26 protein-coding genes are annotated in these 26906 nt (G+C 42.6%); 16 read left to right on the forward strand and 10 right to left on the reverse strand.

Going from position 1 to position 26906, the window contains the following annotated elements; translation table 11 throughout:
* Positions 1-141 precede the first annotated feature (141 nt).
* The 7 genes from HGD77_RS10505 (at position 142) to HGD77_RS10535 (ending at position 6972) form a co-directional block, all read left to right on the forward strand.
* Positions 142-1155, forward strand: coding sequence for a sulfate ABC transporter substrate-binding protein (locus HGD77_RS10505; RefSeq protein ID WP_004731673.1), 1014 nt, complete (start codon positions 142-144; stop codon positions 1153-1155).
* Between the two features lie 32 nt (positions 1156-1187).
* Positions 1188-1793: an RBBP9/YdeN family alpha/beta hydrolase gene (locus HGD77_RS10510; RefSeq protein WP_004731675.1), complete on the forward strand. Its 606-nt coding sequence runs from the start codon at positions 1188-1190 to the stop codon at positions 1791-1793.
* 86 nt (positions 1794-1879) lie between these two features.
* Positions 1880-2713 carry a sulfate ABC transporter permease subunit CysT gene (cysT, locus tag HGD77_RS10515; RefSeq protein WP_004279076.1) on the forward strand — a complete coding sequence of 278 codons (834 nt, stop codon included), beginning with the start codon at positions 1880-1882 and terminating at the stop codon, positions 2711-2713.
* The gene (gene cysW / locus HGD77_RS10520) at positions 2710-3603 is read left to right on the forward strand and encodes a sulfate ABC transporter permease subunit CysW (RefSeq protein ID WP_004279077.1); all 894 of its coding nucleotides are present in this window, start codon (positions 2710-2712) and stop codon (positions 3601-3603) included. Before cysT ends, cysW begins: the two co-directional genes overlap by 4 nt.
* A gap of 11 nt (positions 3604-3614) precedes the next feature.
* Positions 3615-4676 (forward strand): sulfate/molybdate ABC transporter ATP-binding protein, encoded by a 1062-nt coding sequence (locus tag HGD77_RS10525; protein ID WP_004645633.1) that lies wholly within the window; start codon positions 3615-3617, stop codon positions 4674-4676.
* Between the two features lie 53 nt (positions 4677-4729).
* Entirely contained in the window at positions 4730-5653 is a 924-nt protein-coding gene (locus HGD77_RS10530) for a CysB family HTH-type transcriptional regulator (RefSeq protein WP_168730821.1), read from the forward strand.
* 89 nt (positions 5654-5742) lie between these two features.
* Complete coding sequence (locus tag HGD77_RS10535) at positions 5743-6972, forward strand: OmpP1/FadL family transporter (protein WP_168730822.1); 1230 nt, start codon at positions 5743-5745, stop codon at positions 6970-6972.
* A gap of 58 nt (positions 6973-7030) precedes the next feature.
* Here the strand turns inward: HGD77_RS10535 and carO are convergent, their stop codons facing one another.
* Entirely contained in the window at positions 7031-7762 is a 732-nt protein-coding gene (carO, locus tag HGD77_RS10540; RefSeq protein ID WP_168730823.1) for an ornithine uptake porin CarO, read from the reverse strand.
* Between the two features lie 319 nt (positions 7763-8081).
* Here carO and dapD point away from each other — a divergent pair, with 319 nt between their 5' ends.
* The 5 genes from dapD to HGD77_RS10565 all read left to right on the forward strand — a co-directional run bounded on the left by dapD (position 8082) and on the right by HGD77_RS10565 (position 11418).
* Positions 8082-8903, forward strand: a complete 822-nt coding sequence (dapD, locus tag HGD77_RS10545) for a 2,3,4,5-tetrahydropyridine-2,6-dicarboxylate N-succinyltransferase (RefSeq protein ID WP_004645637.1) — start codon at positions 8082-8084, stop codon at positions 8901-8903.
* 131 nt (positions 8904-9034) lie between these two features.
* The gene (queE, locus tag HGD77_RS10550; protein ID WP_168730824.1) at positions 9035-9745 is read left to right on the forward strand and encodes a 7-carboxy-7-deazaguanine synthase QueE; all 711 of its coding nucleotides are present in this window, start codon (positions 9035-9037) and stop codon (positions 9743-9745) included.
* A 34-nt stretch (positions 9746-9779) separates the two neighbouring features.
* Positions 9780-10448: a 7-cyano-7-deazaguanine synthase QueC gene (gene queC / locus HGD77_RS10555; RefSeq protein WP_005097579.1), complete on the forward strand. Its 669-nt coding sequence runs from the start codon at positions 9780-9782 to the stop codon at positions 10446-10448.
* Between the two features lie 16 nt (positions 10449-10464).
* Positions 10465-10878, forward strand: coding sequence for a hypothetical protein (locus HGD77_RS10560; RefSeq protein ID WP_004645640.1), 414 nt, complete (start codon positions 10465-10467; stop codon positions 10876-10878).
* An 81-nt stretch (positions 10879-10959) separates the two neighbouring features.
* Complete coding sequence (locus HGD77_RS10565; RefSeq protein WP_138742572.1) at positions 10960-11418, forward strand: peroxiredoxin; 459 nt, start codon at positions 10960-10962, stop codon at positions 11416-11418.
* 87 nt (positions 11419-11505) lie between these two features.
* Here the strand turns inward: HGD77_RS10565 and HGD77_RS10570 are convergent, their stop codons facing one another.
* Entirely contained in the window at positions 11506-12069 is a 564-nt protein-coding gene (locus tag HGD77_RS10570) for a YceI family protein (RefSeq protein ID WP_168730825.1), read from the reverse strand.
* A 409-nt stretch (positions 12070-12478) separates the two neighbouring features.
* Positions 12479-13084 (reverse strand): LysE/ArgO family amino acid transporter, encoded by a 606-nt coding sequence (locus tag HGD77_RS10575; protein WP_005265788.1) that lies wholly within the window; start codon positions 13082-13084, stop codon positions 12479-12481.
* A gap of 104 nt (positions 13085-13188) precedes the next feature.
* Between HGD77_RS10575 and HGD77_RS10580 the strand changes: the two genes are divergently transcribed.
* The gene (locus HGD77_RS10580; RefSeq protein WP_168730826.1) at positions 13189-14094 is read left to right on the forward strand and encodes a LysR family transcriptional regulator ArgP; all 906 of its coding nucleotides are present in this window, start codon (positions 13189-13191) and stop codon (positions 14092-14094) included.
* A gap of 5 nt (positions 14095-14099) precedes the next feature.
* On the opposite strand, the gene HGD77_RS10585 is transcribed toward HGD77_RS10580, so the two are convergent.
* On the reverse strand, positions 14100-14669 hold the full coding sequence (locus HGD77_RS10585; protein ID WP_004731698.1) for a nicotinate-nicotinamide nucleotide adenylyltransferase: 570 nt from the start codon (positions 14667-14669) through the stop codon (positions 14100-14102).
* Between the two features lie 103 nt (positions 14670-14772).
* Here HGD77_RS10585 and HGD77_RS10590 point away from each other — a divergent pair, with 103 nt between their 5' ends.
* Both HGD77_RS10590 and HGD77_RS10595 read left to right on the forward strand, forming a co-directional pair.
* Positions 14773-15573 (forward strand): enoyl-CoA hydratase-related protein, encoded by an 801-nt coding sequence (locus tag HGD77_RS10590; RefSeq protein ID WP_168730827.1) that lies wholly within the window; start codon positions 14773-14775, stop codon positions 15571-15573.
* A 70-nt stretch (positions 15574-15643) separates the two neighbouring features.
* On the forward strand, positions 15644-16438 hold the full coding sequence (locus HGD77_RS10595) for a nitroreductase family protein (protein WP_071850390.1): 795 nt from the start codon (positions 15644-15646) through the stop codon (positions 16436-16438).
* A 227-nt stretch (positions 16439-16665) separates the two neighbouring features.
* On the opposite strand, the gene HGD77_RS10600 is transcribed toward HGD77_RS10595, so the two are convergent.
* From HGD77_RS10600 to HGD77_RS10610, 3 genes are all read right to left on the reverse strand, one after another.
* Positions 16666-18135 carry a carotenoid oxygenase family protein gene (locus tag HGD77_RS10600; protein WP_168730828.1) on the reverse strand — a complete coding sequence of 490 codons (1470 nt, stop codon included), beginning with the start codon at positions 18133-18135 and terminating at the stop codon, positions 16666-16668.
* A 140-nt stretch (positions 18136-18275) separates the two neighbouring features.
* Positions 18276-18593, reverse strand: coding sequence for an NGG1p interacting factor NIF3 (locus tag HGD77_RS10605; protein WP_168730829.1), 318 nt, complete (start codon positions 18591-18593; stop codon positions 18276-18278).
* 17 nt (positions 18594-18610) lie between these two features.
* Complete coding sequence (locus tag HGD77_RS10610) at positions 18611-19492, reverse strand: LysR substrate-binding domain-containing protein (protein WP_114540868.1); 882 nt, start codon at positions 19490-19492, stop codon at positions 18611-18613.
* 170 nt (positions 19493-19662) lie between these two features.
* On the opposite strand from HGD77_RS10610, the gene HGD77_RS10615 reads away from it, so the two are divergent.
* The gene (locus HGD77_RS10615) at positions 19663-21405 is read left to right on the forward strand and encodes an FAD-dependent monooxygenase (RefSeq protein ID WP_168730830.1); all 1743 of its coding nucleotides are present in this window, start codon (positions 19663-19665) and stop codon (positions 21403-21405) included.
* A gap of 42 nt (positions 21406-21447) precedes the next feature.
* Here the strand turns inward: HGD77_RS10615 and HGD77_RS17160 are convergent, their stop codons facing one another.
* From HGD77_RS17160 to purL, 3 genes are all read right to left on the reverse strand, one after another.
* Complete coding sequence (locus HGD77_RS17160) at positions 21448-21573, reverse strand: KGW motif small protein (protein WP_004645654.1); 126 nt, start codon at positions 21571-21573, stop codon at positions 21448-21450.
* A 295-nt stretch (positions 21574-21868) separates the two neighbouring features.
* Positions 21869-22612: an abortive infection family protein gene (locus HGD77_RS10620; RefSeq protein ID WP_005097594.1), complete on the reverse strand. Its 744-nt coding sequence runs from the start codon at positions 22610-22612 to the stop codon at positions 21869-21871.
* Positions 22613-22732: 120 nt separating this feature from the next.
* Positions 22733-26566 (reverse strand): phosphoribosylformylglycinamidine synthase, encoded by a 3834-nt coding sequence (gene purL, locus HGD77_RS10625; RefSeq protein ID WP_168730831.1) that lies wholly within the window; start codon positions 26564-26566, stop codon positions 22733-22735.
* Positions 26567-26906 lie beyond the last annotated feature (340 nt).

Below are 26906 nucleotides of genomic sequence, written 5' to 3' on the forward strand. Positions count from 1 at the left end.
TAAGGCCATTCTTATTTCAAACACTTAAGAGCTTATTTATCTCTTTTTTTCATATAAAATTCATTTTTAATTATTTTTTATGCATAAAGAATAAGTTTATTCTGCGCTTATGTTACAGAACATATCAGAGATTCAGTCCAGATGAGCATTTCAAACACATTAAAACTTGGGGTTTTAGCAGCTGTTATCTCGGCAACCTCATTTGGTGCAGCAGCACGTGATTTTCTCAATGTATCCTATGATCCGACCCGTGAACTGTATGAAGATGTAAATAAGAATTTTGGCAAATATTGGGAAAGCCGTACCGGTCAAAAAATCAATTTCAAGCAATCGCATGGCGGTTCAGGCAAACAGGCACGTGCCGTGATTGATGGTCTGGATGCAGATATCGTAACGTTAGCATTGGCTGCCGATATTGATGTGCTGGCAGAAAAAGCTAAACTGTTACCTGCGGACTGGCAGAAGAAATTGCCGCAAAACTCGACGCCTTATACTTCAACCATCGTGTTCCTGGTGCGTAAAGGCAATCCGAAAGAGATTAAGGACTGGGGTGATCTGGTCAAACCGGGCGTAGCGATCATTACCCCAAACCCGAAAACTTCAGGCGGTGCACGCTGGAATTATCTGGCGGCTTGGGCTTGGGCCAAACATCAGGCGGGCGGCAACGATAAGACTGCGCAAGAATTTGTTCGTAAAATTTATAAAAATACCAAAGTTCTGGATTCCGGGGCACGTGGTTCAACCACGACCTTTGCTGAACGTGGCATTGGGGATGTTTTACTCGCATGGGAAAACGAAGCGCATTTAGCCCTTCGCGAACAGCCGGGCAAGTTTGAAATTATTACCCCTTCTCTGTCGATTCTGGCTGAGCCACCGGTGGCGATTGTAGAAAAAAATGCCAAGAAAAAAGGCAACCAGCACTTGGCTCAAGGTTATTTGAACTTCCTGTATTCGCCATTGGGTCAAGACCTGGCAGGTAAACATTATTATCGTCCACGTAATGCCAAAGTACTGGCCAAATACAGCCAAGTATTTAAGCCATTAAAACTGGTGACGGTTGATCAGGAATTTGGCGGCTGGAACAAAGTACAAAAGGCTCACTTTGAAAATGGTGGTGTATTTGACCAGATCGTTAAAGCCAACAGCGCGAAATAATTTTCCAAGCTGATTGATATAGGAGCATCGACATGATTCATACGCTTATCGTTCCTGGTGTAGGTGGCAGTGAATACAACCACTGGCAAACCTGCTTACAGCACCGGCTGATGCGATGCTCCCGTGTGCAGCAAAAGGACTGGAATCATCCGGTACTGGATATCTGGGTAGCAGAATTTGTCAAAACTCTGCAAGCCATTCCAGCAGAGGTTCAGATTGTCGCACACAGCTTTGGCTGTCTGACCAGTATTGCGGCCCTTGCCCGACATCCCGAACTCAATGCAAAAGTAAAAAATCTGCTATTGGTGGCACCAGCTAATCCGGCACGATTTGGGGAAAATGGTTTTTCGCGCGACAGTCAGACTGACTACAGCACCTATTTTCAACAGCTCAAGCTTCAGGTGCCCACCACGTTATTGATCAGTGAAAATGATCCCTGGTTAAGTTTTGAAGATGCCCACATACTGGCCCAAACCTGGAAAATCAAACCAATTAATCTGGGTGCAGTCGGTCATGTCAATGTCGCTTCTGGTTTTGGCCCTTTTCCTGAAATTGAACACTATTTGATTTCAGAAAACACTATGCCCCATATCAGCAAAGTTGATGAGAGCAAGTGTTATTTTAAATTTGCATTTTAGTCGCTGCAAATTATGCTTGTGCCCAAATTGTTTTTTTATTTTAGCTGATTGACTTCAATCAGCTTTCTCTCTTCTGAGGAGTAATCATGTCGCAGCGATCCCGAGTGCTGCCAGGATTTGGTCTTTCTCTAGGCTTTACCCTAGCGTATTTGTCATTAATCGTTTTGATCCCGCTGTCAGCTGTTTTTATTAAATCACTGGGCATTGGCTGGGATGGCTTATGGGAAATCCTGAGCTCTGAACGTATCTTGAAATCATTGCAGTTAAGTTTCACCGCGGCCATTGTCGCTGCACTGGTCAATGTAGTGTTTGGCCTGTTACTGGCGTGGTGTCTGGTACGTTACAGCTTTCCGGGCAAACGTATTGTCGATGCCCTGGTAGATTTGCCTTTTGCCTTACCCACTGCGGTTGCGGGTATTGCCCTGACCTCTTTATATGCACCGACCGGCTGGATTGGTCAATATTTAGAACCGATTGGCATTCAAGTCGCTTATACCCCGATTGGTATTACACTGGCATTGATCTTTATTGGTCTGCCTTTTGTAGTGCGTACGGTTCAGCCAGTCCTTAGCGATCTGGAAACCGAACTGGAAGAAGCTGCATCTGCATTGGGTGCCAACCGTTTTCAGATTGTGACCAAAGTGATTTTCCCAATTCTGCTGCCTGCGCTGATCACTGGCTTCGCTTTAGCCTTTGCCCGTGGTGTCGGTGAATATGGTTCAGTGATCTTTATTGCTGGTAACCAGCCTTTTGAAACGGAAATTGCACCCTTAATGATTATTTCTCGCCTAGAAGAATATGACTATGCCGGTGCAACCACGATTGCTGTCGTCATGCTACTGATTTCCTTCGTGATGCTATTCCTGATTAACTTATTACAGGCATGGGCTAGCCGTCGTACCGGGAGAACTGCGCGATGAGTTTAAATACCAACAGCAATGCGCTGGCTGAAAAGTTGCAATCCCGTGATGCAACCCGTGAGCCAACTTGGGTACGTTATACGCTGCTCACTATTGCCTTAATCTTCTTTTTAAGCTGCCTGATTCTGCCCTTGATTCTGGTTTTTGTTGAAGCCTTTAAACAAGGGGTTGGCGTTTATACCCAAGCGCTGGTGCATCCGGATACTCTGTCGGCAGTAAAACTTACCTTGCTGACGGCTGCAATCGCAGTACCGCTCAACGTCGTATTTGGTGTTGCGGCAGCCTGGTCTGTAGCGAAGTTCAACTTTCCGGGGAAATCATTCCTGACCACCATTATTGATCTCCCTTTCTCGGTTTCACCTGTGATCGCGGGTATGATGCTGGTGCTGATTTTCGGTACCCAAGGCTGGATGGGTTCTTGGCTGATGGATCACGATATCAAGATCCTTTATGCAGTGCCTGCGATTGTCCTAGCGACTATCTTTATTACGGTACCTTTTGTTGCGCGTGAGCTAATTCCGTTAATGGAAGCACAAGGAACCGAAGAAGAAGAAGCTGCGATTGTACTCGGTGCATCTGGCTGGCAGACTTTCTGGAAAGTGACCCTGCCCAATATCAAATGGGGTCTGATCTATGGCGTGATTCTGTGTAATGCGCGGGCCATGGGTGAATTTGGTGCGGTGTCGGTGGTTTCCGGCCATATCCGTGGTGAAACCAACACCTTGCCGCTACACGTCGAAATTCTATATAACGAATATACCTTTAGTGCTGCGTTTGCCGTGTCATCACTCCTGGCTCTCCTCGCAATTGTAACCCTGATTTTAAAAACATGGGTGGAACTGCGCCAGGAAAAACAAGACAAACGTAATGAAGATTCAACAGTTTCTTAAGGAATGCCCACATGAGTATTCAAGTACAAAATATTGAAAAACACTTTGGTGCATTCCACGCACTAAAAAACATTTCGCTGGATTTTCCAGATGGTCAACTGGTCGCGCTTCTTGGCCCATCTGGTTGTGGCAAAACCACTTTGCTACGGATTATTGCCGGCCTGGAATCTGCGGATGGTGGCCAAGTGATTTTAGAAGGTCAGGATGCCACCAATGTTCATGTGCGTGAGCGTGAAGTCGGTTTTGTATTCCAGCACTATGCCCTGTTCCGTCATATGACGGTATTTGACAACATCGCCTTTGGCCTGCGTGTGCGTCCACGTAAAACCCGTCCATCCGAAGCGGAAATTAAAAAACGTGTGACACGTTTACTCGACTTGGTTCAGCTCGGTTTCCTGGCTGACCGATATCCAGCTCAACTTTCTGGGGGTCAGCGTCAGCGTATTGCCCTTGCACGTGCTCTGGCCGTTGAACCACGTGTATTATTACTAGATGAACCTTTCGGTGCACTGGATGCCAAAGTCCGTAAAGAACTGCGTCGCTGGTTACGTACCCTCCATGATGAATTACACATCACCTCTATTTTCGTGACGCATGACCAAGAAGAAGCACTTGAAGTTGCAGATCAGATCGTAGTAATGAACAAAGGCAATGTAGAGCAGATCGGTTCACCGCGTGAGGTCTATGAAACCCCGAAAACTCCATTTGTATTCGACTTTTTGGGTCAGGCGAACCGTTTTGAAGGTCAAAACAATGCAGGCATCATCCAGCTCGGTGAAGACCGTATTCAATTCGAGGGTGCAAAAAATGCCGCTCAAGGTGAAGTGATTTTATTCGCACGTCCAGATGAACTACGCATCCATGCACAGCCACACGACAATGCCATTCAGGCGACCTTCATTCGTGAATTATGGATCGCGGGTAAAGTCGTTGCAGAGCTAAATGACCGTCAAGGCAATCTGATTGAAATTTTACTGACGCCTGATGAAGCGAGAGCGCACCAATTCCGCCCAAATCAAACTGTTTGGTTAAGTGCGGTGAACTTGCATTTATTTGAAAACCAGGTCGCTTAAGATCAAAAGATGGGGCTTTAAAATGCCCCATCCTCTTCTAGGGTAAAAGAATTATGAATTTCCAACAATTAAGAATTATACGAGAAACGGTTAGACAAAACTTTAATTTAACTGAAGCTTCCGCTGCGCTTTATACTTCGCAGTCCGGGGTCAGTAAGCATATTAAAGATCTGGAAGATGAACTGGGGGTGCAGCTATTTATCCGCAAAGGTAAACGTCTACTGGGCTTAACCGAACCGGGTCAGGCACTTTTAGGCATTGTGGAACGCATGCTGGTCGATGCCGACAATATCAAACGTCTGGCCGATGATTTCAATAAAGTCGATGAAGGCACATTGACCATTGCCACCACACATACCCAGGCGCGTTATGTGTTACCACCAATTGTCAGCCAATTCAAAAAAGAATTCCCTAAAGTACATTTGATTTTGCAACAGGCCAGCCCGATGGAAATTACGGAAATGCTGCTGGAAGGCCAAGCCGATATCGGTATTGCGACTGAAGCCCTGACGACTGAAGACAATCTGGCCAGCGTGCCTTATTATAACTGGCAACACAGTATTATTACGCCGCAAAATCATCCGCTGGCGAGTAAGGAAAACATCCGGATTGAAGATCTGGCTCACTACCCGATTATTACCTATCATGGTGGTTTTACCGGTCGTTCCAAGATTGATACCGCCTTTGAAGAAGCTGGTTTTGATGTGGATATTGTGATGTCCGCACTTGATGCCGATGTGATTAAAACCTATGTCGAAATGAACATGGGCGTGGGTATCGTCAACGATGTCGCTTATAACCCTGAGCGCGATTATCGTTTAAAGCAAATTAAAACCGACATTTTTGGTGTCAATACCACCTGGATTGCGGTACGTAAAGGACATTTACTGCGTGGCTATGGCTACGAGTTTATTTCCCTATGCTCGCCAGATGCCAATATTAAAGCACTTAAAAAAGTCGCCTATCCAGACGACTGAACTAAATTCAGGCTTTAAACTCAAGAGGCTCATTGGCCTCTTTTTTATTTTTTGAGTAGATAAAGAATATAAATATCAAGCATAATCACATGCATAATAAATTGAATTATACCAAGATGATCAATAATAAATTTGCTCTTTTCTCCGTGGGCTTGTTTTTCTCCGGGTCAGGTTATGCAGCAGCGTTTGAACAATCTAACCAAAGCATCCAATCGTTTTTTGAAAAAAATCATTATGCTGAAGTTTCATTGGCCTGGATTCGCCCTGATACCAGCGGTCAGGTACAACATACCGAAGAGCTGCAACAATTAGGCATTACCGATTTTTCAACAGGAAATCTTGCCCATAACCAATTGATCTCCAATGTCGCATTAAAATTCCAGTTGCATCCTCAAGTGTCGTGGGGACTGATTTACGATCAGCCTTATTCTATAGATATCGCTTATCATTATGATCCTGTTTTTGCAGGTGCGGCACTTCCCATTGAGGCTGCTACCATTCAGTTTGAGAGCCATAATTTGACCTCATTAATTGGCTTTCAACCAGACGCTGACTGGAATTTTTATACAGGGCTAAGTTATCAAAGCTTAGAGGGAAATTTATATTTAGCCGGGCAGACATTTTATATATTCAATGGTTATCGAGCCACATTTGAACGAGATCCCGCTTGGGGCTGGCTTGCAGGAATCAGTTATCAGATTCCTGAATATTTTTTTAGAACCGCACTGACCTATCGTTCTGCAATTACTCATCACAATAAAACCACTGAATCAATTATTGTAGGTACAAATCCAGCACCTTATACAGAAATTCAAACTCCACAGTCTGTGAACTTGGATTTTCAGACAGCTTTAACTGATCAAAATGCGCTCTATGGCACGCTGCGTTGGTCGAACTGGCAAAATTTCGTGATCCAGCCACCTAAATTTGGCGCTGTAATTGACTATGCGGCCTTACAGTTCCCTGAAGTAAAACCTTTTAGAATGATTGATTATCGTGAGGATCAATGGTCTGGCAAAATTGGACTTGCCCATCAATGGCCATCTTTTGGCATAAATTCTATCGAACTTTTATGGGATTCCGGTACAGGAAATCCGGCTTCAACATTAAATCCGAGTGATGGATATTGGGGCATCGGACTAGGCCATCTTTATAAGATCCAAGAGACCTGGGATATTGCTACAGGACTCTATTATTTAAAATTTCAGAAACCTGAGGTTGCAATATCTGATTCGCTTACTCCTCAAATAGCGGGTTTATCCGCTGTTTCTGACAATAGTGCCTGGATCGCAGGTTTGAAACTGGGTTACCACTTTTAAAATTGTTCTAAAAAAACAAAAAAACGAGCCGAAGCCCGTTTTTTTATGAGGTTAAATCTTAGAAGCGGAAGCTTACACCAAGTTTAGCGACTGGTAGCCATTCGTACTCATTGTCGTTACGAATATCATCTTCTTCCAACTGAACTTGTTGGTTAAAGTCAGCAATAACTCCAGGATTTGTAGGAGTAGCAACTCCACTTGAAGTTAAGTTAACTGTTGGATTTCCATTGTAGTAAGCACCAATTTCACCAAACACACCCCAACGATTAGTAATCGCTGGAGAGAAACCAATACCTAGGTAGGGTGCAATATTATTTTTATAAGATAGGTCACCACTAATACGTGCATCTCCTACTGCCTTGAATTCAACATCATTTACGGAGAAGGTTTCACCCGAACGAACTCGACGATCGATATCATATTGATTATCTACATAAGCTACACCAGCCGCCATATAGAACCAGTTTGCCCAAGGACGGATTTCAGCATTTAGGTAAGTCAGGTTATTGTCCATATCCAGGTCATAATCAGAACCATTGATTGATAAATCATCCGACCAGGAAATATCACCGCCGTTATAACCTAAAGTGACGCCTACATATGGGTTAGCACTCCAGGAAATTGCACCACCATAACCGGTAGTACCGACTTCAGCACGAACAGAAGCTGGTTTAAAGAAAGAGAATTCAGCAACGCCTTCATCTGTTACGATTGTTTCATCAGCAGCCATCGCAGAACCCGCTGCTAGAGCTAAGACTGATACTGCTAAAATATTATGTAAAGATTTCATTATTTCTCTCCTCAAAAGAACTTATTTTGATCATTAGTTATTCGTGATAGGCTCAATATAAAGGACTTAAAAAATATTTTTTATTCACATTTTGCTCATCTTTTGTTATTTTTTGATACAAATTAATTTTTCTTGTTGAGAACCAAGTGTTTTCTAACACTTCTCCTACATTTCAACATAATGAAAAAGTACACTTATCACTTTAATAATTTCACGTTTTCTACACTTCTGGTTATTTTTCATCTATTTTTAGTGCTTTCAACTATTTTTCCTGCAATATAGTGTAAAATCTAGAAAATTTTTTTCTGGAAGGAAGATCATGTCGCAGCTTTCAACAATCATTGAACAAGCGTTTGAAGACCGTGCGAATTTTACAGCTGCAGATTGCTCTGCTGAAATCCGTCAAGCAGTTGAGGAAGTAATTGCTGGTCTAGACAATGGTACTTTACGTGTTGCTGAAAAAATCGATGGTGAATGGGTTGTTCATCAATGGATTAAAAAAGCGGTATTGTTATCATTTAAATTAAACGACAACAAACCAATGGAAGCTTGTGATCTTCGTTTCTATGACAAAGTAGAGACGAAATTCTCTGGTTGGACTGAAGAACAATTCAAGGCTGCTGGTGTACGTGTCGTACCACCTGCTGTCGCACGTAAAGGTTCTTTTCAGGCCAAAGGCGTAATCTTGATGCCTTCTTATGTCAACATCGGTGCTTATGTAGATGAAGGCACGATGGTTGATACTTGGGCAACTGTAGGTTCATGTGCGCAAATCGGTAAAAATGTTCACTTGTCAGGTGGTGTAGGTATTGGTGGTGTGCTTGAACCGCTTCAAGCGAATCCAACCATTATTGAAGATAACTGCTTTATCGGTGCACGTTCTGAAATCGTTGAAGGCGTAATCGTTGAAGAAGGTTCTGTAATTTCAATGGGTGTATTCATTGGTCAATCGACCAAGATTTATGACCGTGCCACTGGCGAAATTCATTATGGTCGCGTACCAGCAGGTTCAGTCGTTGTTGCTGGTAGCCTCCCTTCTAAGTGTGGTACTTACAGCTTGTATGCTGCCATCATCGTGAAAAAAGTTGATGCACAAACTCGTTCTAAAACAAGCCTGAACGATCTATTACGCGAAGACTAAGATGTCTTAACTTAGAGGATACATTCGTGTTCCTCGGAGCTTCAACCGCTCCTCGTCTCTACGATTAGTAATAATCGTAGGGATTTTTATTTTTATACCCGGTTATTTATTTCTCATTGGTTAGTTTTGTTATGAATACGCTTCGATCTTCTGCAATTCCTGTCTCTGATCCGTCTGCGGGTTTACGCATTACGGAGATTTTCTATTCATTGCAAGGTGAAGCCAATGCTGCAGGACTGCCAACAGTATTTATCCGTTTAACCGGTTGCCCATTGCGTTGTAGCTATTGTGATACCACCTATTCCTTTGAAGGCGGTGAGCGTCAGTCTCTGGACGATATTATCCAGACCACGCTTGATTTTAAAACCCCTTATGTCTGTGTGACCGGCGGTGAACCACTGGCGCAGCCCAATGCCCTACCCCTGATGCAGCGACTGGCAGATTTAGGATGTCAGGTTTCACTTGAAACCAGTGGGGCTTTAGATGTGTCCAAAGTGGATTCACGTGTTTCCAAAGTTTTAGATTTAAAAACGCCAACTTCAGGTGAAGTTGCACGAAATTTGCTTTTTAATCTCGCTCATTTAACTGCACATGATCAAATCAAGTTTGTGATATGCAATCGTGAAGACTATGAATGGTCAAAGCAGCAGTTAGAGCTGTACCAACTTCAAGACAAAGTGAGTACAGTTTGGTTTTCGCCTGCATTTGCGGTTGAAAAAGGTGCGGTTCGTTTACCACCACTGGCACGTGATTTGGCTCAGTGGATTTTAGAAGACCATCTCCCTGTTCGTTTCCAGTTACAGCTACATAAGTTGTTATGGAATGATGAAACTGGTCGTTAATTTTTTGTAAAGTATTTTTTTGGAGAATCAGCTTATGCGCCCTCGTGCCATTGTCCTGTTATCTGGCGGATTAGACTCAACAACATGTCTGGCTTGGGCGCAGGCACGCTATGAATGTATCGCACTCAGTTTTCGATATGGTCAGCGTTCAACGACCGAGCTGGATGCAGCAAAAGCTTTAACACAACGTGCGGGTGTGGAACATCGAGTGATCAATATTGATCTGGGTAATCTGGGTGGTTCAGCCCTTACCGATCATAGTATTGAGGTACCTGACCATGAACAGGCTGGCATTCCAATTACCTATGTTCCAGCACGTAATACTATCTTCCTGTCTTACGCTCTGGCCGCGGCAGAAGTATTCGAAGCTGAAGCGATTGTGATCGGAATTAATGCGGTTGATTACTCCGGTTATCCGGATTGCCGTCCGGAATTTATTGACGCATTTGCCAACATGGCACGCCTTGCGACCAAGGTTGGCGTAGAGGGTCAGGCGCTCAAATTTGAAACACCTTTGTTACATTTATCCAAAGCAAATATCATTCGCTTAGGTATTGAACATGGCGTAGACTACAGTCAAACGGTGTCATGCTATCAAGCAGATGACCAAGGACGTGCCTGTGGCAAATGCGACAGTTGTCGTTTACGTAAACAGGGTTTTGCGGACGCAGGTGTTGAAGACCCGACACGTTATATACCGTAATAACAAGGTAGAGTTTATGAAGAATTTAAAATCAAGCATCGTGCTTTCAGCAATTGTTTCAGCTGCTGCTATGTTCGCAACTACGGCTCAAGCGGCTGATGACAAATTACAACAAGCTTATAAAAGCACCAATGTAAAATCTGCATTGATCAATGTTTGTAAAAATGAAACTGGCAAAAGCAAAAAATTGACATCTGCTGAAGTCAGCAAATATTGTGGTTGTGCTATTGAAGCAGATGGCAAATTAACCAATGCACAAAAATGGGAAATTCAAAGCACTATTAACCAGAAGAAAAGCCCAGGCACTTTAGCTTTTGTACAGAAGCAGAATAAAGATCTTCAAGCATGCTTTGGTCCACAGTTAACAGGCAAACTGAAAACTTTGACTGAAGAAGCAATGAAATCAGCTCAAGCGGCACCAAAGAAATAAGATCTGCTTATTCTTTGATAAAATAAGCCACTATAGTGTGGCTTATTTTTTTAAAAAAATTTAAAGAAAACAGGAGTTTTTATGTCTGAAATGAGTTTGCTTGACCAGAATTTTCCTGCGACGACAGGCGAAATCAATTTAACCCAGTTGAATACAGAATGGCTGGTGATTTATTTTTATCCTAAAGATTCTACGCCAGGCTGTACGACTCAGGCAGTTGGCTTTTCCTGTTTAAAAGATCAGTTCGATGCTTTAAACACCACAATTCTTGGCGTATCACGTGATTCGGTAAAAGCGCATCAGAACTTTACTGAAAAGCAAAATTTGAGTATCAATCTGATCAGCGATAAAGAAGAAGTGTTGTGCAATCACTTTGATGTGATTAAAGAAAAGAACATGTATGGCAAACAAGTAATGGGCATTGAGCGTTCAACTTTTATTTTCCATAATAGCCAACTGGTCAAAGAATACCGTAAGGTCAAAGCAGCAGGTCACGCAGAACAAGTTCTGGAAGATTTAAAAGCTTTGCAAGCTGCTTAATTGCATGCTTACCGTATAGACAAAAGCTCGAAATATTCGAGCTTTTTTTACAATAACGTTCATATCATCAAGTATTTTATATCTACCCTAGTTCATTTCACACTGGCCTGATAGATGAAGATTAACTTTATCCCCTACCCCGGCAATTCCTTTTTTCATACCAAAATCCCCACGGTTAATCACGGCTGATGCCTGAACATCAAGCAGGTTGGCATTTGACATACTGGGTTTAAACGTGGTTTCAAAAATCACAGGTTTGGTCACACCACGTAGGGTTAAATGACCTAAAACATTGTATTTGCCATTACCCAAGTCTTTAAACTGGATACTTTTAAAAATTACAGTCTTATATTTTTCTACATAAAACAGGTCTTCGCCCAAAATCATATGTTTAAATAGCGGTTTACTAAAGCTTAAACTTTCCACATCCATGACCAGATGAGTTGAGGCATTTTGCGGTGCTTTAACGTCAAACTGCATCGTGGATTGAACCTGATTGAACTTGGCTTTAACTACAGTAAGACCCATCGACTTAATCTCAAAACCGACATCACTTTTGGGAGTTAAGGTCCATGATCTTGCAAAAGACTGACTGGTCAAAGCTAAACAGATCGCTAGGCTAAGGAGCCCAGTTTTTATTATTGTTTTCAATTTTAAATCCACCTTGTTTAATTTCTTATTGATCGGATTTAAGTACACCGCTTAATCTGAAACTAAACTTTCTTGTTTTTGAGCGAACAGGTTTTCGTTATTTTTATACCAGTTTATTGAAGTTTTTGTAAAATCATTCATGACTAACGGACAAAATACTTGCTTTGATTTTTCTCTAATAAGTGGCCCTGCTAGCCTAGCAGGAGACTGGTTTCATCTTATAAAATTTTGATTTTATAAATTTTTTATACAAACCAGATCCTTTATTTTAAGTTCAATTTATATTGGAAATATCCATGTGCTTGCAGCACTGAAAAGAGTTGTTTTCTACGCTGCCTATTCACGATCACTATCTAAAATGACACGCTTAGACAACTCTTAACCGATCTATCAGCTTTCGTAGCCTGAATCAAATACTGAGAATTAATGACACTGCGACGCCCCACATGGTACAGGCAATAATAGCATCCAGTATTTTCCATGCTTTTGGATGTTGGAACCAAGGCGTCAGTATCTTTGCCCCATATCCCAAACTAAAGAAGAAAAACCAGGAAGCACAGACAGCGCCTAAAGCAAACCACCATTTTCCTAAGGCGTATTGAGTTGAAATTGATCCAATCAATATAACTGTGTCTAAGTAAACATGCGGATTCAGCCAGGTAAAAGCCAGGCAGATCATCAGTACTTGTAGAAAATGCTCTGTGAGCTGATCACTTGGTGCCAAAACCTCTGTTGATTTAAATGCGCTGATCGCATGGTGCAAACCATAATAAAACAGGAATCCTGCGCCAATATATTTAGAAAATATAATAATATCCGGATAATGTTCAATGACACGCGCAAAGCCCAGTACGCCAAGCAGAATTAAAATGGAATCAGACAAGGCACAAATCACACAGACCCAGAACACATGCTGCTGTTTTAAACCTTGCTTTAATACAAAAGCATTCTGTGCACCGATACTGACAATCAGGCTCATTCCCACAGCAAAACCACTCATCATATAACTGAACATCACATTCCCCTTTTTTTGAATAAATGAATTATGCAAAAAAATGAGTGCGATTAATTAAAACTAAGTTAATATCAATTTAACTAAATTATTTTTAGATAACAGATATGCTGAATGCAAAACAATGTGATGCTTTTTACGCAGTTGCAAAAACGGGAAGTTTCGATCTTGCTGCCGAGCAGCTAAATATTACTGCCTCGGCAGTGACCCTTCGTGTTCAAAGTCTGGAAAAAAAATTGGGACAATTGCTTCTGGTGAGAGATCGGCCTTGCCGTGTGACTCAATCCGGACAAACCTTATTGCATTATTTACAGCATCAACGTTTGCTAGAACAGAATCTGATGCAGGATTTGGGTGGACAATTGCAACAGGAAGGTTTCTATTGTCTGAATATTGCCACCAATGCTGATTCGCTCGCGACCTGGCTATTACCAACCTTACAAGCCCAGCTGATCCAGCATAAAATTGTGTTGCATTTTCAGGTGGATGATCAATCACAGACTCATCATCTGTTAGAAGCAGGTCTCGTCAATGCCTGTTTGAGTACTGAAGCCAAAGCAATGAAAGGTTGCCGGGCAGAATTGATCGGACAGATGCAATACCGTCTCGTTGCTACGCCTGAATTTTCCCGAAACTGGTTTCATCAAGGCGTACATCGGGATGCGCTACGCCTTGCCCCTGCCATTATTTTTAATGAAAAAGACCAACTCCATACCCAATTTATTCAGCACGAATTTGGCCTGAATCTAGCACAATATCCTCACTTTTTTATTCCATCGACTCATGCATTTTTTGATGCGATTGTCATGGGTCTAGGCTATGGCTGGCTGCCGGACTATCAAACTAGGAATTTGCTGGAGTCAGGTCGACTGCTTGAACTTTCAAGTGAGATGCGAATTGAAGTGCCCTTGTATTGGCATCACTGGAAAGAACAGTCTCCTGGTCTAGAAATCCTTGGGGAGTGTTTGAAACAGCATGCTCAAACTACCATGAATCAACCCATAACAACCTGATACTTTTAAAGCAGATTGGTTTTATCATTCTGGGCAAATTTTTCACTGAGTTGCTGATAGGTCGTGGTTTTTTGGAAATTCTCTAGAAAATCAATCGTGCCTTGTGGAAATTTATCTCGTTGAATTTCGCCACGATAATAAGCTTCACGCATCGGCGTGGCGGATAAGGCATCTTCCAGGCTGTCAAGTTCGACCATTTCCCATTCTGGAAAAAACTTTAAATAATAAGAAGAATCATCTTTAAAGTGCCCAATCAGCCCAACTTTGGCATCCGGTTCAATAACCTGATTCACCAGCGATTTCACCAGTTTTTGCCATTTTTCATCATTATAAACATCAATGACTTCTACAAATTTGATCCGAGCTTGATCTTCAGGACTGAAATTTGACAGGATCATGGCTTCACGCTCCGAAGCCAAGAATGGATTTTTGATATTGCGTTCATTTTGCGCAGAGCCGAGAGCCAAAATCACATGTTGACTGTGTTGCAGGGCAATGTTAATCGTTTGCATGTGCGCCAGATGAAAAGGCTGAAAGCGGCCAATGAAAACCAGATAATCAAATGTATAGTTCATAAGGGATCAGTTTTTTATGACTCATGAGTTGTGCTGCCCCAATAAATATGCGACATAATCATTCCCATAAAATCAAATTAAGTTTTAAAGCAAGGATAGTACGATGACACTGAGCTGTATTCAACAACCTCATGAGCATTTGAATGCGAATTTAGAACATGGTGTACTCACTTTAGCCATCAATCGTCCGGAAGCGAAAAATGCGTTATATAGCGAACTTTATCTCTGGATTGCGAAAGCTTTAGATGAAGCAGATCAGGCGCCTGAAGTTCGTGTGGTCGTTTTACGTGGTCAGGATGCAGACTTTAGTGCGGGCAATGATATGCAGGATTTTATGAAATCTGCTGCGAAGAAAGGTCAGGCACCCGCCGCTGAAGGCCCACCGTTTGTTTTACTGAAATCTGCTGCAAAATTTTCCAAGCCATTGATTGCAGCCGTGCGTGGTGTTGCAATCGGCATTGGCGTGACGATCTTACTGCATTGTGATCTGGTCTATAGTGACAATACCGCCCTGTTCCAGATTCCATTTGTCAGTCTGGGTCTATCGCCTGAAGGTGCTTCAAGCAAGCTGTTGATTCAGCAAGCGGGTTATCATAAAGCGGCCGAATTATTGCTGACTGCGCAAAAATTCAATAGTGAAAAAGCGCTCGACGCAGGTCTGGTGAATAACATTGAAGAAGATGTTTACACTAAAGCAGCAGCACAAGCTGCCCAGCTCTCTGCTCTGCCATTGGCATCACTGGTGCAATCTAAAGCCTTGATGAAACACAATGTGAATGAAATTGTGGAATGGATTGACCATGAAGCAGAAATTTTCATGCAGCGTGTCGGCTCGCCAGAAATGCTGGAAGCGGTTCAAGCCTTTATGCAAAAACGTAAACCTGATTTCACACAATTCAACTAATTTTCAAACTTATGAGTTCAGTGAGGTAGTTTAGACTGCCTCAATCTTTTATTTTTCCAAGAATTTGAATATGCCAAATCAAAACTCTCAAAACTCTTCCGAAACAACAGATAGTTCAAATCCAGAAAAGAAACGTTATTACGAACCTACACCTCAAGATATAGATGTCGATAATTTTCGTAAAGTGATTGAAAGTCGACGTTCAGTGCGTAAATTTACCAAAAAGCCAATTCCTGTCGAAGTGCTGGATGCCTGTCTGGATCTGGCGTTGTTGGCACCAAATTCGTCGAACTTGCAGCCTTGGACTTTTTATGTGGTACAAAATCCGGGCAAGAAAAAACGTCTGGTCAAAGCCTGTATGAGTCAACTGGCAGCTAAAACTGCTTCTGAGCTAATTGTCTGTATCGCACGTACCGATCGTATCGATGAAATGGCGAAACGTAATGTGAATGAATTTCCATTTCCTGAAGCACCGCCCGCGATTAAGAAATACTATAAATATATTCCTTACAACTATAAGACTGGTTATCTGAATGCTTTTGGTAACTTTAAGAAAGTGGCTTTCAAAGTTGCCCGTACACTGGACAAACAAATGCCAGTGTCTGCTTTCAGCCCAGCTGATGCGAAACTGTGGGCGACCAAAACAACGGCGCTCGCTTGTGAAAATCTGGTCTTAGCTTTACGTGCTTATGGTTTTGACAGCTGTATGATGGAAGGTTTTGATGAGCCGATGGTTCGTGAAATTCTGAAATTAAATGATGAACAGTATCCGGTCATGGTAATTGGTGCAGGTGAACGTGCCGAAGATGGAGTATTCTTCCCTCAGTACCGTTTTGATCGTGAGCTGTTTATTCAGAAGGTTTAATAGCAGCTATAGAAAAACAAAGCCTTAAGTTCTACCTCATTTGGTGATATGGATATCGCGCTTAGGCAGAGATTCAAGAATGAATTTCTGCCTAACACATAATTTTGCTTATCCTATGCAATATATTTTTCGTTCTTTAAAGCCCTATCAGCCTGCAAACAGAGAGTGAAGTCTTCACGCTATATGAAGGCTATGCCATCTTAAAAATGCCAGTAAATAATCAAAACCTATGAATAGTGGGTTCTCAATTTCCGATAATCAACCCAGTTACAATGAAACCCGACGGGTACACGTACCTGTAAATGAATGGTTGCAATCGGCCCTTCAGCCATATGCTGTGCATCCAGAATCACCACTTTGGATGGGCATCCATCTAAAGCATGAACATAAGACATCAGCCAGCCATCATTTTCAGCTTGCGCCCCTTCCCGTGCGACGAATATCACCTCTCCTGTCACCCAATTCTCTCCAAAAGAATAGCTTTCTGAATTGCCAGTTTCCACATCATGGCTCAAAAGATTATTGCTGCTGACATGAGGAGGATCATCAAACTCGCCAAAGGAAATAGTGTAGACATAGCGATAAGGCCGTCCGGTATAAGCTTCATTAATCCGTGGGAATTCCTGTTTCATCTCGGATAATATCGTCCGAACCACTTTTCCAGTACCGTGTTCAAAAATGAATCGTTCTAGCCGAATATCCTGATCTTCAATCGGTCCCTGAATCGAACTGACCAATGCTTTGGAGTGCACCACCGCATCCATAACCACATCACCAGAATCCAGCTCATAAGCATTCACGGTATGAAAAATAAAACAGGGATCAATCTCATACCAGCGAATATCTATTGCCTTACCGCCAAAAGGCAATATACCCATGCGTGCCTGCCGTTTTGGATTCCATTGATATGGCAATATTGAACCCTTTAAAGCACTGCGTACAGAAAAGTTCACATTCAGGTCCAGAATCAGCACCTGAGATCTGGTAATGGCACAATCATGAATCATCGGACCATGTTTCACTGGAATGTCGACGTGATGTTTCAACTTACCTTTTGAATCTATCAGCAAATAAAAAACTTTGTTCTGACTTAAAGCATCATAACAAACTGCATGAATATCGCCGGTTTCAGGATCAATATGCGGATGGGCAGTAAATGGCAGATCCTGATCATCTTCAAACAAATGATGTCGTTTTGACTCCAGTGCAGCATTCAACTCAACTGGATAAGCTCCCGCTTCTACCAGTGCCCAGATTTTTCCGGCAAAGTGGATAATATTGGTATTGACTGCATCCGCGACACCTCGGGTTTTACCTGGAATTTGTGGTCGATGAAGTTTTTTCTGCACACTGGCAGAACCGATATAACTGCTTTTATACCAATGTGCCTCGCCACCCTTCAGTCTGAGCGCATGCAACATACCATCGCCCGTAAACCAGTGATAGTTGCGTGGGTTTTTAACATTAATAGGATTTGGACCAATCCGCATTAATGCGCCATCCAGTTCTGCAGGAATTTGCCCTTCAACCTTTAAATTTGTGGAAAAGTGTTCCTGCCGCTCTGGTGCAAATATACCTTCCAGATAGGGATTATCCGCTGAATATGGAATGCGCTGATGCAGGATTTCTGCCCCATACTGGATAGATTTGCTGAGGGCATTCTTAAGCACGCTGCTCAGCGGTTTTGGCCACGGCATTGTTATTTTCCTTATTATATTTTTTCTTTGGATTATTCTGGCAGAGATGATAATAACAAAAACAGGTTGGATGGTTTCTGAATCTAGACTAACGGCGCGCCAAGTCAAACGCGCCGCAGCAGAGCATCAATTTTATAATTTTAGACTTTGATATCCAGAAGTTGAATAAACTCAAAAGCTGGCTCTTCATAAGGATGGCTTTCTTTCAGCGCCTTGGCCACTTTGACTGCTTTTTCATCCGGCACCAGAATTTCTACCCGCCATTCTTCCACCTGTTCCAGTTTACCCACTTCACCAATATGAGGATCTGCACCTTCCTGCGGCTTAAACTGTCCGGTTCCTAAAACCTGCCAGGCACAGTCCGTATACTCACCAATGCCGCCTGCCCCTGCTGCAAATATCGCATTCTTGGTGTCTTCCAAATTTTCATCCGGTACGTAATAAATCAGCTTTAACATATATTCCTTCCTGCAATTCAGATACTTGTCGTATTGTTAAGGGCTTGGGTAATCATCTTCAATGCAGGATTTTGGGAATTCTTGTTAAATGTTGCATACAAGCCCAGTTTTGGCAGTGCCTGATCAGTCTGGACAATTTTCACATGATCATTCAAAAACCGCAGTAAATATTCAGGCGCAAAACTAAAGCCCATTCCCATATTGGTCAGATTGATGTGTTGCAAGACATTGGTCACCCACAACAGCTGTTCATGCTCAAGCTGATCAATGCAGAGTAGTCTATCCAGCTTTTCATAAAATACTGGTGAAGCATTCTGCTCACACATAATTATATTATGGTTTTTTAGTTCCTGTAATTTCAGGATTCGATCTGTAGAATGTAAGTGCTGAGCGGCTATCAGATAAATTTGCTCGGTTAATAAATGAATATTCTCAAAATCTGGATGGTCCAGATGAAAGCGGGTAATACATAAATCCAGTTCAGCATTTTTTAGCCGCTGAATCTGTTCCATACAGGTCAGGCTATGCAGATGGATTTTTAAGTCCGGCATGGTTTTTTTAAGCTGAGCCAGAATCTGTGGCATCACTTTTATTTCTGCGACATTCAGGAAGCCAATGTGAATCTGGTTATTTTTCTGCTGCGCAACCTGACGCGCTGCTGCTACTGCCAGTTTGGCATTTTCCAGTGCTTTTTCGGCATAGATCTGAAAAGCCTGCCCTTCATCGGTGAGTTTGACCTTTCTGGATGAACGATCAAACAGCATGACGCCTACTTCCTGCTCCAGATCCTTAATTTGCTGGCTTAATGACGGCTGAGCGGTAAACAGTTTTTCGGCAGCCTTGGTAAAACTTTGTTGCTGCGCCACAGTAATAAAATAGCGTAAATGTCGAAGTTCCATAGCCTGCCCGGTTTCTGATCAGGTCAGCATCTTAAGATTATGACCCACGTATTGCAAATAAGAATAGGTCGATAGTTTATATGAATATCGCTATATCAACAGATCCTGTTTTACTAGACTGCCTGATTATATAGATAGCTTGTTCTTCACCTATACACATGGAGTCTTGTATGACACAACACTATGACACTGATGTTCTGATCATTGGTACTGGTCCTGCAGGTTCAACATTAGGTTTGGCTTTGGCGAATTATGGTATCAAGGTACAACTGTTTACCCAGTTTAGCTGGCTGGCCAATAGTCCACGTGCCCATATTACCAATCAGCGTGCCATGGAAGTATTACGTGATTTAGGTATTGAAGAACAGGTTAAAGAGATTGCAACACCATGGGAACAGATGGGTGAAAGCCTGATTACCACCAGTCTGGTCGGCGAAGAAATCGCCCGTTTAAGTGCATGGGGTACCGGTGATGAACGTCATGGTGACTATATCCAAGGCAGTCCATGTCCATTAGTCGATCTGATTCAGCCAAAAATGGAAGCTTTACTGGTGAAAAATGCCGGTGAACGTGGTGCAATTTATAACTTCAATACTGAATACCTGTCACATGTGCAGGACGAAGATGGCGTGACTGCTACTTTCCTGAACCGCATTACCAATACTGAATTTAGCTTAAGAGCAAAATATCTGGTGGGTATGGATGGTGCTAAATCTCGTGTATTGGAACAGCTCGGCTTGCCACTGGAAGGCGTGATGGCACGTGCCGGTACCGTCTATGTGACCTTTAAAGCTGATCTTTCTCAATACGTTCAGCACCGTCCTGCGATTCTGCAATGGATCGTGAATCCTGAAGCCAGCTTTGGCGATCTCGGTATGGGATTGTTACGTGCCATTACGCCATGGAATGAATGGATCATGGGTTGGGGCTTTGACATTTCCAAAGGCGAACCACAAGTTACTGAAGAACAGGTCCGTGCCCGCCTGAATGCTTTTGTTGGTACTGAAGTCGAAGAAGTTGAAATCCAGAAATTATCGTACTGGTATGTGAACCAGACCTGGGCCACTGAATATTCTAAAGGTCGAGTGTTCTGTGGTGGTGGTGCAGTACACCGTCATCCACCATCGAGTGACCTAGGTTCAAATACCTGCATGCAGGATGCCTTTAATCTAGGCTGGAAACTGGCATACGCGGTAAAAGGCTGGGCTGCACCTTCCCTGCTGGATTCCTATACCACCGAGCGTGCACCGGTCGGCAAGCAGATTGTAGCGCGTGCGAACCAGTCACGTTTTGATTATAAATACCTGAAAGAAGTCTTTGGTTTTGATCAAGGTGTGACGACTCAGAAGCAAATGCTGGAACGTATCTTTGCGGAAGATGAGCAAGGTGCTGAAATCCGTCAAAAACTATTTGAAGCTTTGGAAATTAAAAACTTCGAATTTAATGCACAAGGTGTAGAACTGAACCAGCGATATAGCTCCAATACGGTGATTGCAGAATCCGAGCCTGAGATTTTTGAAAAAGATGAGCAGCTTTATTTACAGGCAACCACTCGCCCAGGCGCTAAAGTTCCGCATACTTGGCTGATCAATGCCAAAGGTCAAAAGCAGTCGACACTGGATATTACGGGTAAAGGTCGTTTTACCCTGCTCACAGGTTTATCCGGTAAAGGCTGGAAACAGGCGGCAGAAGCATTGGATTTGCCATATCTGGATGTGACTCAGATTGGTTCACGTGACTATCGTGATGTGTATGGAACCTGGAATGCCAAGTCTGAAATTCATGAATCTGGTGCAGTACTGGTTTGTCCGGATGGTTATGTGGCTTGGCGTTATCAGGACAGTACCAATAAAGCTTTTGATTATGAAAATACGTTAAAGGCGGTATTGAAGCAGGTTCAATTGGTTATTTAAATTATAAAGCCACCTTAATGGTGGCTTTCTTAAAGCTGATGATCAAGAACCCTGCAGCAAGTAACTGCCCACAACGAACAATATTTGTAGTCCTACAACAATACAAAACAACATCCAGCCTTTCTGACGCATTGCCGCCTTATCCATTATTCTAAGTGTTTTAGCCATGTCATCACCTCATCTTTGAGATCTTTGAGAATTGATACTGAACCGATCTATTCCATCCTTCTTTTATAGTGCAATAAAGTTGTGCATAAAACATACCATAGCACTTTATATACAATATAAAAGCAAAATCTAAACCAACTCAGCAGGAAGAAAAAAAATTAAAAAATCAGAATGCTTAAAAAGCAAAAATCCACCAAATTGGTGGTTGAATAATCCTATGTTAGTGAATTTATTTTAATTTTTCCATACAGTAAAATTAAGATACTATTTAAAAACAATATTTATAATAAAAAATTCATTCACCTTGTTTTAATTTCCAAGATGAGAATAAAAACACGGACATTGTACCAGCCAAATTCACTGCTAATTCTGCATGTCTTGGAGAAGGTTTAAAGTTTATTTTACCTTGCCCATGAGCATCACCCACTTTATTTCTCAATGATCCTAAACCTTCAATGATGGAACTACATCCTCCGAGAATTTGTTTGAAAGTCTGCTCCGTATGTTGAGATGGAGCAAGGTTTAATTCTTTACTCACCAATCTATACAGTTGATTTATATCTGGAGCATTGCCATAACCGACTTCGTATTCATCAAGAATATATTTGCAGGTCGATTCTAAAAGTGTTCGAGCTAATGTAATCGCACCTTCGGGATCTGTACTTCTTCGCTCTAATGCTTTCTGCCATATTTGATGTATATAATCCGAGCTTAATTCAGCAATCTTCAACTGTACTACCTGATCCAATGGAGGAACATCTAGACTTTCTAATACATTAAAGAATTCTTTAAATTCCGAATAAATATAATTTTCACGTTCAGCGTAAGATTCAAAATCCCACTTAATCCTAGCTTCAAATTCATCTAATGTGCGTGTGTCTTTAATAAAAAATGGAATATATTCATAAAAGTTTTTAAATGTCAGTAACTCTTGTCTAAGCTGCATAAATGCCTCTGAAGAACCTTTTTCATAAGTATCAGTAGCTCTAGCTATTAGCAATTCTTGTAAAAGTAAAACTTTTTCAATTAAATCGGACATTTGAGGACTCTTTATTCATTTTTTAATCTTTTTCAATTCTATATCTAATCACCTATAAATCTATAATTTGCTTATTAAAAAAGCCCCTTTCGGGGCTTTTTTAATTCTTGATTATATCAATTAGCCAATAAATTTACGTGCATTACGGAACATACGTAACCAAGCACCGTCTTGATCCCAGTCTTCTGGTTTCCAGGAATGCTGGAGCGCGCGGAAGTTACGTTCAGGGTGCGGCATCATAATCGTTGCACGGCCATCCTGAGAGGTTACACCGGTAATACCTTCCGGTGAACCATTCGGGTTCAACGGATATTGTTCAGTTGCATTGCCATGGCTGTCGACATAACGTAGAACCACCTGATTCGATGCATTCAGTGCAGCAAAGTTTTCCGCCGTTGCAACTGCACGACCTTCACCATGCGCCACAGCGATCGGCAGAATCGAACCTTGCATGTCTTGTAACAATACTGAATTCGATTTTTCCACACGAACGTTCACTGCTCGCGCTTCAAATACTTCAGACGTATTGCGATGGAAACGTGGCCAAGCATCCGCACCCGGAATTAATGGAGCCAATTGAGACAACATTTGACAACCATTACAGATACCGAGCGAGAAGGTTTCTTGACGGTTGAAGAATTTCTCAAACTGGTCACGCAATTTAGCATTGAACAATACGGATTTCGCCCAACCCCCACCAGCGCCCATCACGTCACCATACGAGAAGCCACCACACGTTACCAAACCTTCGAAATCATCCAGGCTGATACGACCTGCCAGCAAGTCACTCATGTGGACGTCAACGGTATTGAAACCGACTTTGTCGAAAGCTGCCGCCATTTCAATATGACCATTCACACCCTGCTCACGCAGAATTGCCATATTTGGACGACGCAAGTTAATGAAAGGTGCTTCAATCGCTTCGTTCAAGTCGAATGTTGGTTGGGCGATAATACCTTTGTGCGCTTTATCAGTAATTAAGGCAAATTCCTGATCTGCAGTTTGTACGTTGTCACGTAGGCGCTGGATTTGATGAGAAACTTCAGTCCATGCCACTTGCAGGTCAGCACGTTCAAGTACCAGACCATTGATAGACAATTGGTCCGTATTGTTTACACTACCAACCACTGCAATTGCATCTTTAAGCGTAGATGCTGCAACTTCAGCTTGTAATGCTTCCCAATCTGCTTTGGCAATTTGTAGAACTGCACCAATCTCTTCAGCAAATAGGCTTGCAGTTGATTGATCTTCTAGAGCAACACCCAGACGTGATGCGAACATCATTTCTGCAACAGTCGCCAATAAACCACCATCACCGATGTCATGATACGCCTTGATCAAACCACGGTTGTTCCAGTCTTGAACTAATGCGAAGAATGCTTTGAAGTCATCGAAGCTATCCACATCAGGAGTAACTGAACCAATTGCTTTGTATACCTGCGCCAGAATCGAACCGCCTAAACGGAACTGACCTTTAGACAGATCAATACGAACCAATATAGATTCAATATCTTTCAGTTCAGGAGTCAATGTTTGACGCACATCAGTCACTGGCGCAAATGCAGTGATCACGCCCGACATTGGAGAAGTCACAGACTTGTCTTCACCTTCATCATTCCAGGTGGTACGCATAGACAATGAGTCTTTACCGACTGGAATCGCGATACCCAGTGCAGGACACATTTCCATACCGATGGCTTTCACGCCTTCGAACAATGCCTGATCTTCGCCCGGTTGACCCGCAGCAGCCATCCAGTTTGCAGACAATTTGATGTCGCTGATTTTTTCAATCTTCGCAGACATGATGTTCGAGATCGATTCAGCCACCGATAAACGTGCAGAAGCAGCAGGATTTAACAAGGCTACTGGAGGACGCTCACCCATTGCCATCGCTTCACCAGTGTAACCGACAAGACTTGTTGTAGTCACAGCAGCATCTGCGACAGGAACCTGCCAGCGACCTACCATTTGGTCACGTGCGACCATACCGGTAATTGAACGGTCACCAATACTGATCAGGAATGATTTAGAAGCAACAGTCGGGTTTTTAAGAACGCGATAAATCGCATCTTTTAAATCGATGACTTTAGCCGCATCAAAGTCATCGCCTTTGCGTTCAATCGTTTCATAGGTACGGCTCATACGTGGCGTACCACCAAGCATCACCTGCATTGGCATATCCACTGGTTTGTTGCCGAACAATGGATCTTCAACGGTTAAGTGACGTGCTTCAGTCGCCTCACCCAGTACTGCAAACGGACAACGTTCACGCGCACAGATTGACTCAAATAATTCTAAAGAAGATGGACGAATCGCCAATACATAACGTTCTTGCGCTTCGTTTGACCAGATCTCCATTGGCGACATGCCAGGTTCTAAAGATGGAATCTTACGAAGATCCAGCACTGCACCTAACTCGTGATCATTCACCAGTTCAGGCATGGCATTTGATACACCACCCGCACCTACATCATGTACCGACACGATTGGGTTATGGTCTTCCATGCGCCAGCAAGTATCGATCACCTCTTGGCAACGGCGTTCCATTTCCGGGTTTTCACGTTGTACCGAAGCAAAATCAAGGTTCTCGCCCAATTTACCGCTATCTACAGAAGATGCAGCACCACCACCAAGACCGATCAGCATGGCTGGACCACCGAGTACGATCAGCAAATCGCCCGGTAAGATCGGATCTTTTTCAACGTGATCTGGACGGATATTTCCGTAACCACCAGCGATCATGATTGGCTTATGGAAACCTTTAACATCGCCATTCACGTTTTGTTCAAAGGTACGGAAGTAACCGTTTAAAGCTGGACGACCAAATTCGTTGTTAAACGCAGCACCACCCAATGGGCCTTCAATCATGATTTGTAACGGCGATGCCATACGTGATGGTTTGCCGTAGTTTTCTTCCCAAGGCTGTTCAAAGCCTGGAATATTCAGGTTAGATACCGTAAAGCCGGTTAAACCTGCTTTCGGTTTACCACCACGACCGGTCGCGCCTTCATCACGGATTTCACCGCCTGAACCTGTCGCTGCACCGGCAAATGGCGCAATCGCAGTTGGATGGTTGTGGGTTTCCACTTTCATCAGGATGTGAGCACCTTGGCTCTTGTATTTATAAACCTGATGGCCGTTGTCTTCTTGAGTTGGATAAAAACGCTGGGTATCTGAACCAACAATCACCGAAGCGTTGTCCTTATAAGCCGACAATACATCTGTTGGTGATTCTTTATAGGTGTTCTTGATCATCTGGAACAATGATAATGGCTGAACTTCACCATCAATCGTCCATTCCGAACCAAAAATTTTATGACGACAGTGCTCAGAGTTGGCTTGCGCAAACATCATCAGTTCGATGTCATTCGGGTTACGGCCCAGTTTGGTGAATGCATCAGTCAGGTAATCAATTTCCTGTTCAGACAGCGCAAACCCGAACTCATTATTGGCTTTAACCAGTGCTTCTTTACCTTGACCCAGAATATCAATCGAGTTCAAAGGTTTCGGAGCAGTTTCAGTAAATAATACTGCAGCATCTTCAATCGCATTGAAAACGCTTTCAGTCATGCGGTCATGCAAGATTTGTAATGCTTCTTTAGAAAGCTCTTTTTCGCCCTTCAAAGTAAACAAAACACCGCGTTCTAAACGATGAACCGGTGTATTACAGTTGGCAAAAATATCAGTTGCCTTTGATGACCACGGTGAAATCGTGCCGACACGCGGTGTCACCAGAATCTGGATTTCATCACTTGCAGCCTGGTGCAGTTCAAATGATTGACCATCGTTGAGAAGCTGTAAAGCGGATTGCTGTTGTTGCTCGTTGAGCGCTTGGTCAAAAAGATAAACAAATTGACTTTCTAGTGATTGAACAGAACTAATTGACGATAAACGCGATAATAGTTGAGCTTTCTTAAAAGAAGAATGTGCAGGTGCACCGGCAACGATAAACATGCTGATTTTGGCTCCACGGGATGATCGAGCGACCATGCCACAATGTGACTTGAGAGAGCGCATATTCTACTGTGAAATAAGGAAATCGGCTAGATGCCAAATCAGAAAACTACGTCTGAAATATCCTGGACTTTTAAAATATTTCTTTTATTTTCAGGTAGGAAAATTGAATGTAGTCGCACAGGTTAACACATTTTTTTCAAGAAAAATCAAAACCGCTTCAGAATAATTTTCTGCATAAAAATTGTATTATTTTTCAATAACAATCAGTGCAAAATCAAATTCAGGTTTTATTGTCATGACCTGTCAAAGCTTCGATTTAGGCCAAAATGAAATACTT

It is taken from the genome of Acinetobacter sp. NEB149 (assembly GCF_012516415.1).
In the GTDB taxonomy this organism is placed as follows: domain Bacteria; phylum Pseudomonadota; class Gammaproteobacteria; order Pseudomonadales; family Moraxellaceae; genus Acinetobacter; species Acinetobacter lwoffii_V.

Bases quoted from the DNA above. Each gene is read 5' to 3' on its own strand.
- HGD77_RS10505 (WP_004731673.1), top strand. From the start codon at position 142: ATGAGCATTTCAAACACATTAAAACTTGGGGTTTTAGCAGCTGTTATC.
- HGD77_RS10510 (WP_004731675.1), top strand. From the start codon at position 1,188: ATGATTCATACGCTTATCGTTCCTGGTGTAGGTGGCAGTGAATACAAC.
- cysT (WP_004279076.1), top strand. From the start codon at position 1,880: ATGTCGCAGCGATCCCGAGTGCTGCCAGGATTTGGTCTTTCTCTAGGC.
- cysW (WP_004279077.1), top strand. From the start codon at position 2,710: ATGAGTTTAAATACCAACAGCAATGCGCTGGCTGAAAAGTTGCAATCC.
- HGD77_RS10525 (WP_004645633.1), top strand. From the start codon at position 3,615: ATGAGTATTCAAGTACAAAATATTGAAAAACACTTTGGTGCATTCCAC.
- HGD77_RS10530 (WP_168730821.1), top strand. From the start codon at position 4,730: ATGAATTTCCAACAATTAAGAATTATACGAGAAACGGTTAGACAAAAC.
- HGD77_RS10535 (WP_168730822.1), top strand. From the start codon at position 5,743: ATGCATAATAAATTGAATTATACCAAGATGATCAATAATAAATTTGCT.
- carO (WP_168730823.1), bottom strand. From the start codon at position 7,762: ATGAAATCTTTACATAATATTTTAGCAGTATCAGTCTTAGCTCTAGCA.
- dapD (WP_004645637.1), top strand. From the start codon at position 8,082: ATGTCGCAGCTTTCAACAATCATTGAACAAGCGTTTGAAGACCGTGCG.
- queE (WP_168730824.1), top strand. From the start codon at position 9,035: ATGAATACGCTTCGATCTTCTGCAATTCCTGTCTCTGATCCGTCTGCG.
- queC (WP_005097579.1), top strand. From the start codon at position 9,780: ATGCGCCCTCGTGCCATTGTCCTGTTATCTGGCGGATTAGACTCAACA.
- HGD77_RS10560 (WP_004645640.1), top strand. From the start codon at position 10,465: ATGAAGAATTTAAAATCAAGCATCGTGCTTTCAGCAATTGTTTCAGCT.
- HGD77_RS10565 (WP_138742572.1), top strand. From the start codon at position 10,960: ATGTCTGAAATGAGTTTGCTTGACCAGAATTTTCCTGCGACGACAGGC.
- HGD77_RS10575 (WP_005265788.1), bottom strand. From the start codon at position 13,084: ATGTTCAGTTATATGATGAGTGGTTTTGCTGTGGGAATGAGCCTGATT.
- HGD77_RS10580 (WP_168730826.1), top strand. From the start codon at position 13,189: ATGCTGAATGCAAAACAATGTGATGCTTTTTACGCAGTTGCAAAAACG.
- HGD77_RS10585 (WP_004731698.1), bottom strand. From the start codon at position 14,669: ATGAACTATACATTTGATTATCTGGTTTTCATTGGCCGCTTTCAGCCT.
- HGD77_RS10590 (WP_168730827.1), top strand. From the start codon at position 14,773: ATGACACTGAGCTGTATTCAACAACCTCATGAGCATTTGAATGCGAAT.
- HGD77_RS10595 (WP_071850390.1), top strand. From the start codon at position 15,644: ATGCCAAATCAAAACTCTCAAAACTCTTCCGAAACAACAGATAGTTCA.
- HGD77_RS10600 (WP_168730828.1), bottom strand. From the start codon at position 18,135: ATGCCGTGGCCAAAACCGCTGAGCAGCGTGCTTAAGAATGCCCTCAGC.
- HGD77_RS10605 (WP_168730829.1), bottom strand. From the start codon at position 18,593: ATGTTAAAGCTGATTTATTACGTACCGGATGAAAATTTGGAAGACACC.
- HGD77_RS10610 (WP_114540868.1), bottom strand. From the start codon at position 19,492: ATGGAACTTCGACATTTACGCTATTTTATTACTGTGGCGCAGCAACAA.
- HGD77_RS10615 (WP_168730830.1), top strand. From the start codon at position 19,663: ATGACACAACACTATGACACTGATGTTCTGATCATTGGTACTGGTCCT.
- HGD77_RS17160 (WP_004645654.1), bottom strand. From the start codon at position 21,573: ATGGCTAAAACACTTAGAATAATGGATAAGGCGGCAATGCGTCAGAAA.
- HGD77_RS10620 (WP_005097594.1), bottom strand. From the start codon at position 22,612: ATGTCCGATTTAATTGAAAAAGTTTTACTTTTACAAGAATTGCTAATA.
- purL (WP_168730831.1), bottom strand. From the start codon at position 26,566: ATGTTTATCGTTGCCGGTGCACCTGCACATTCTTCTTTTAAGAAAGCT.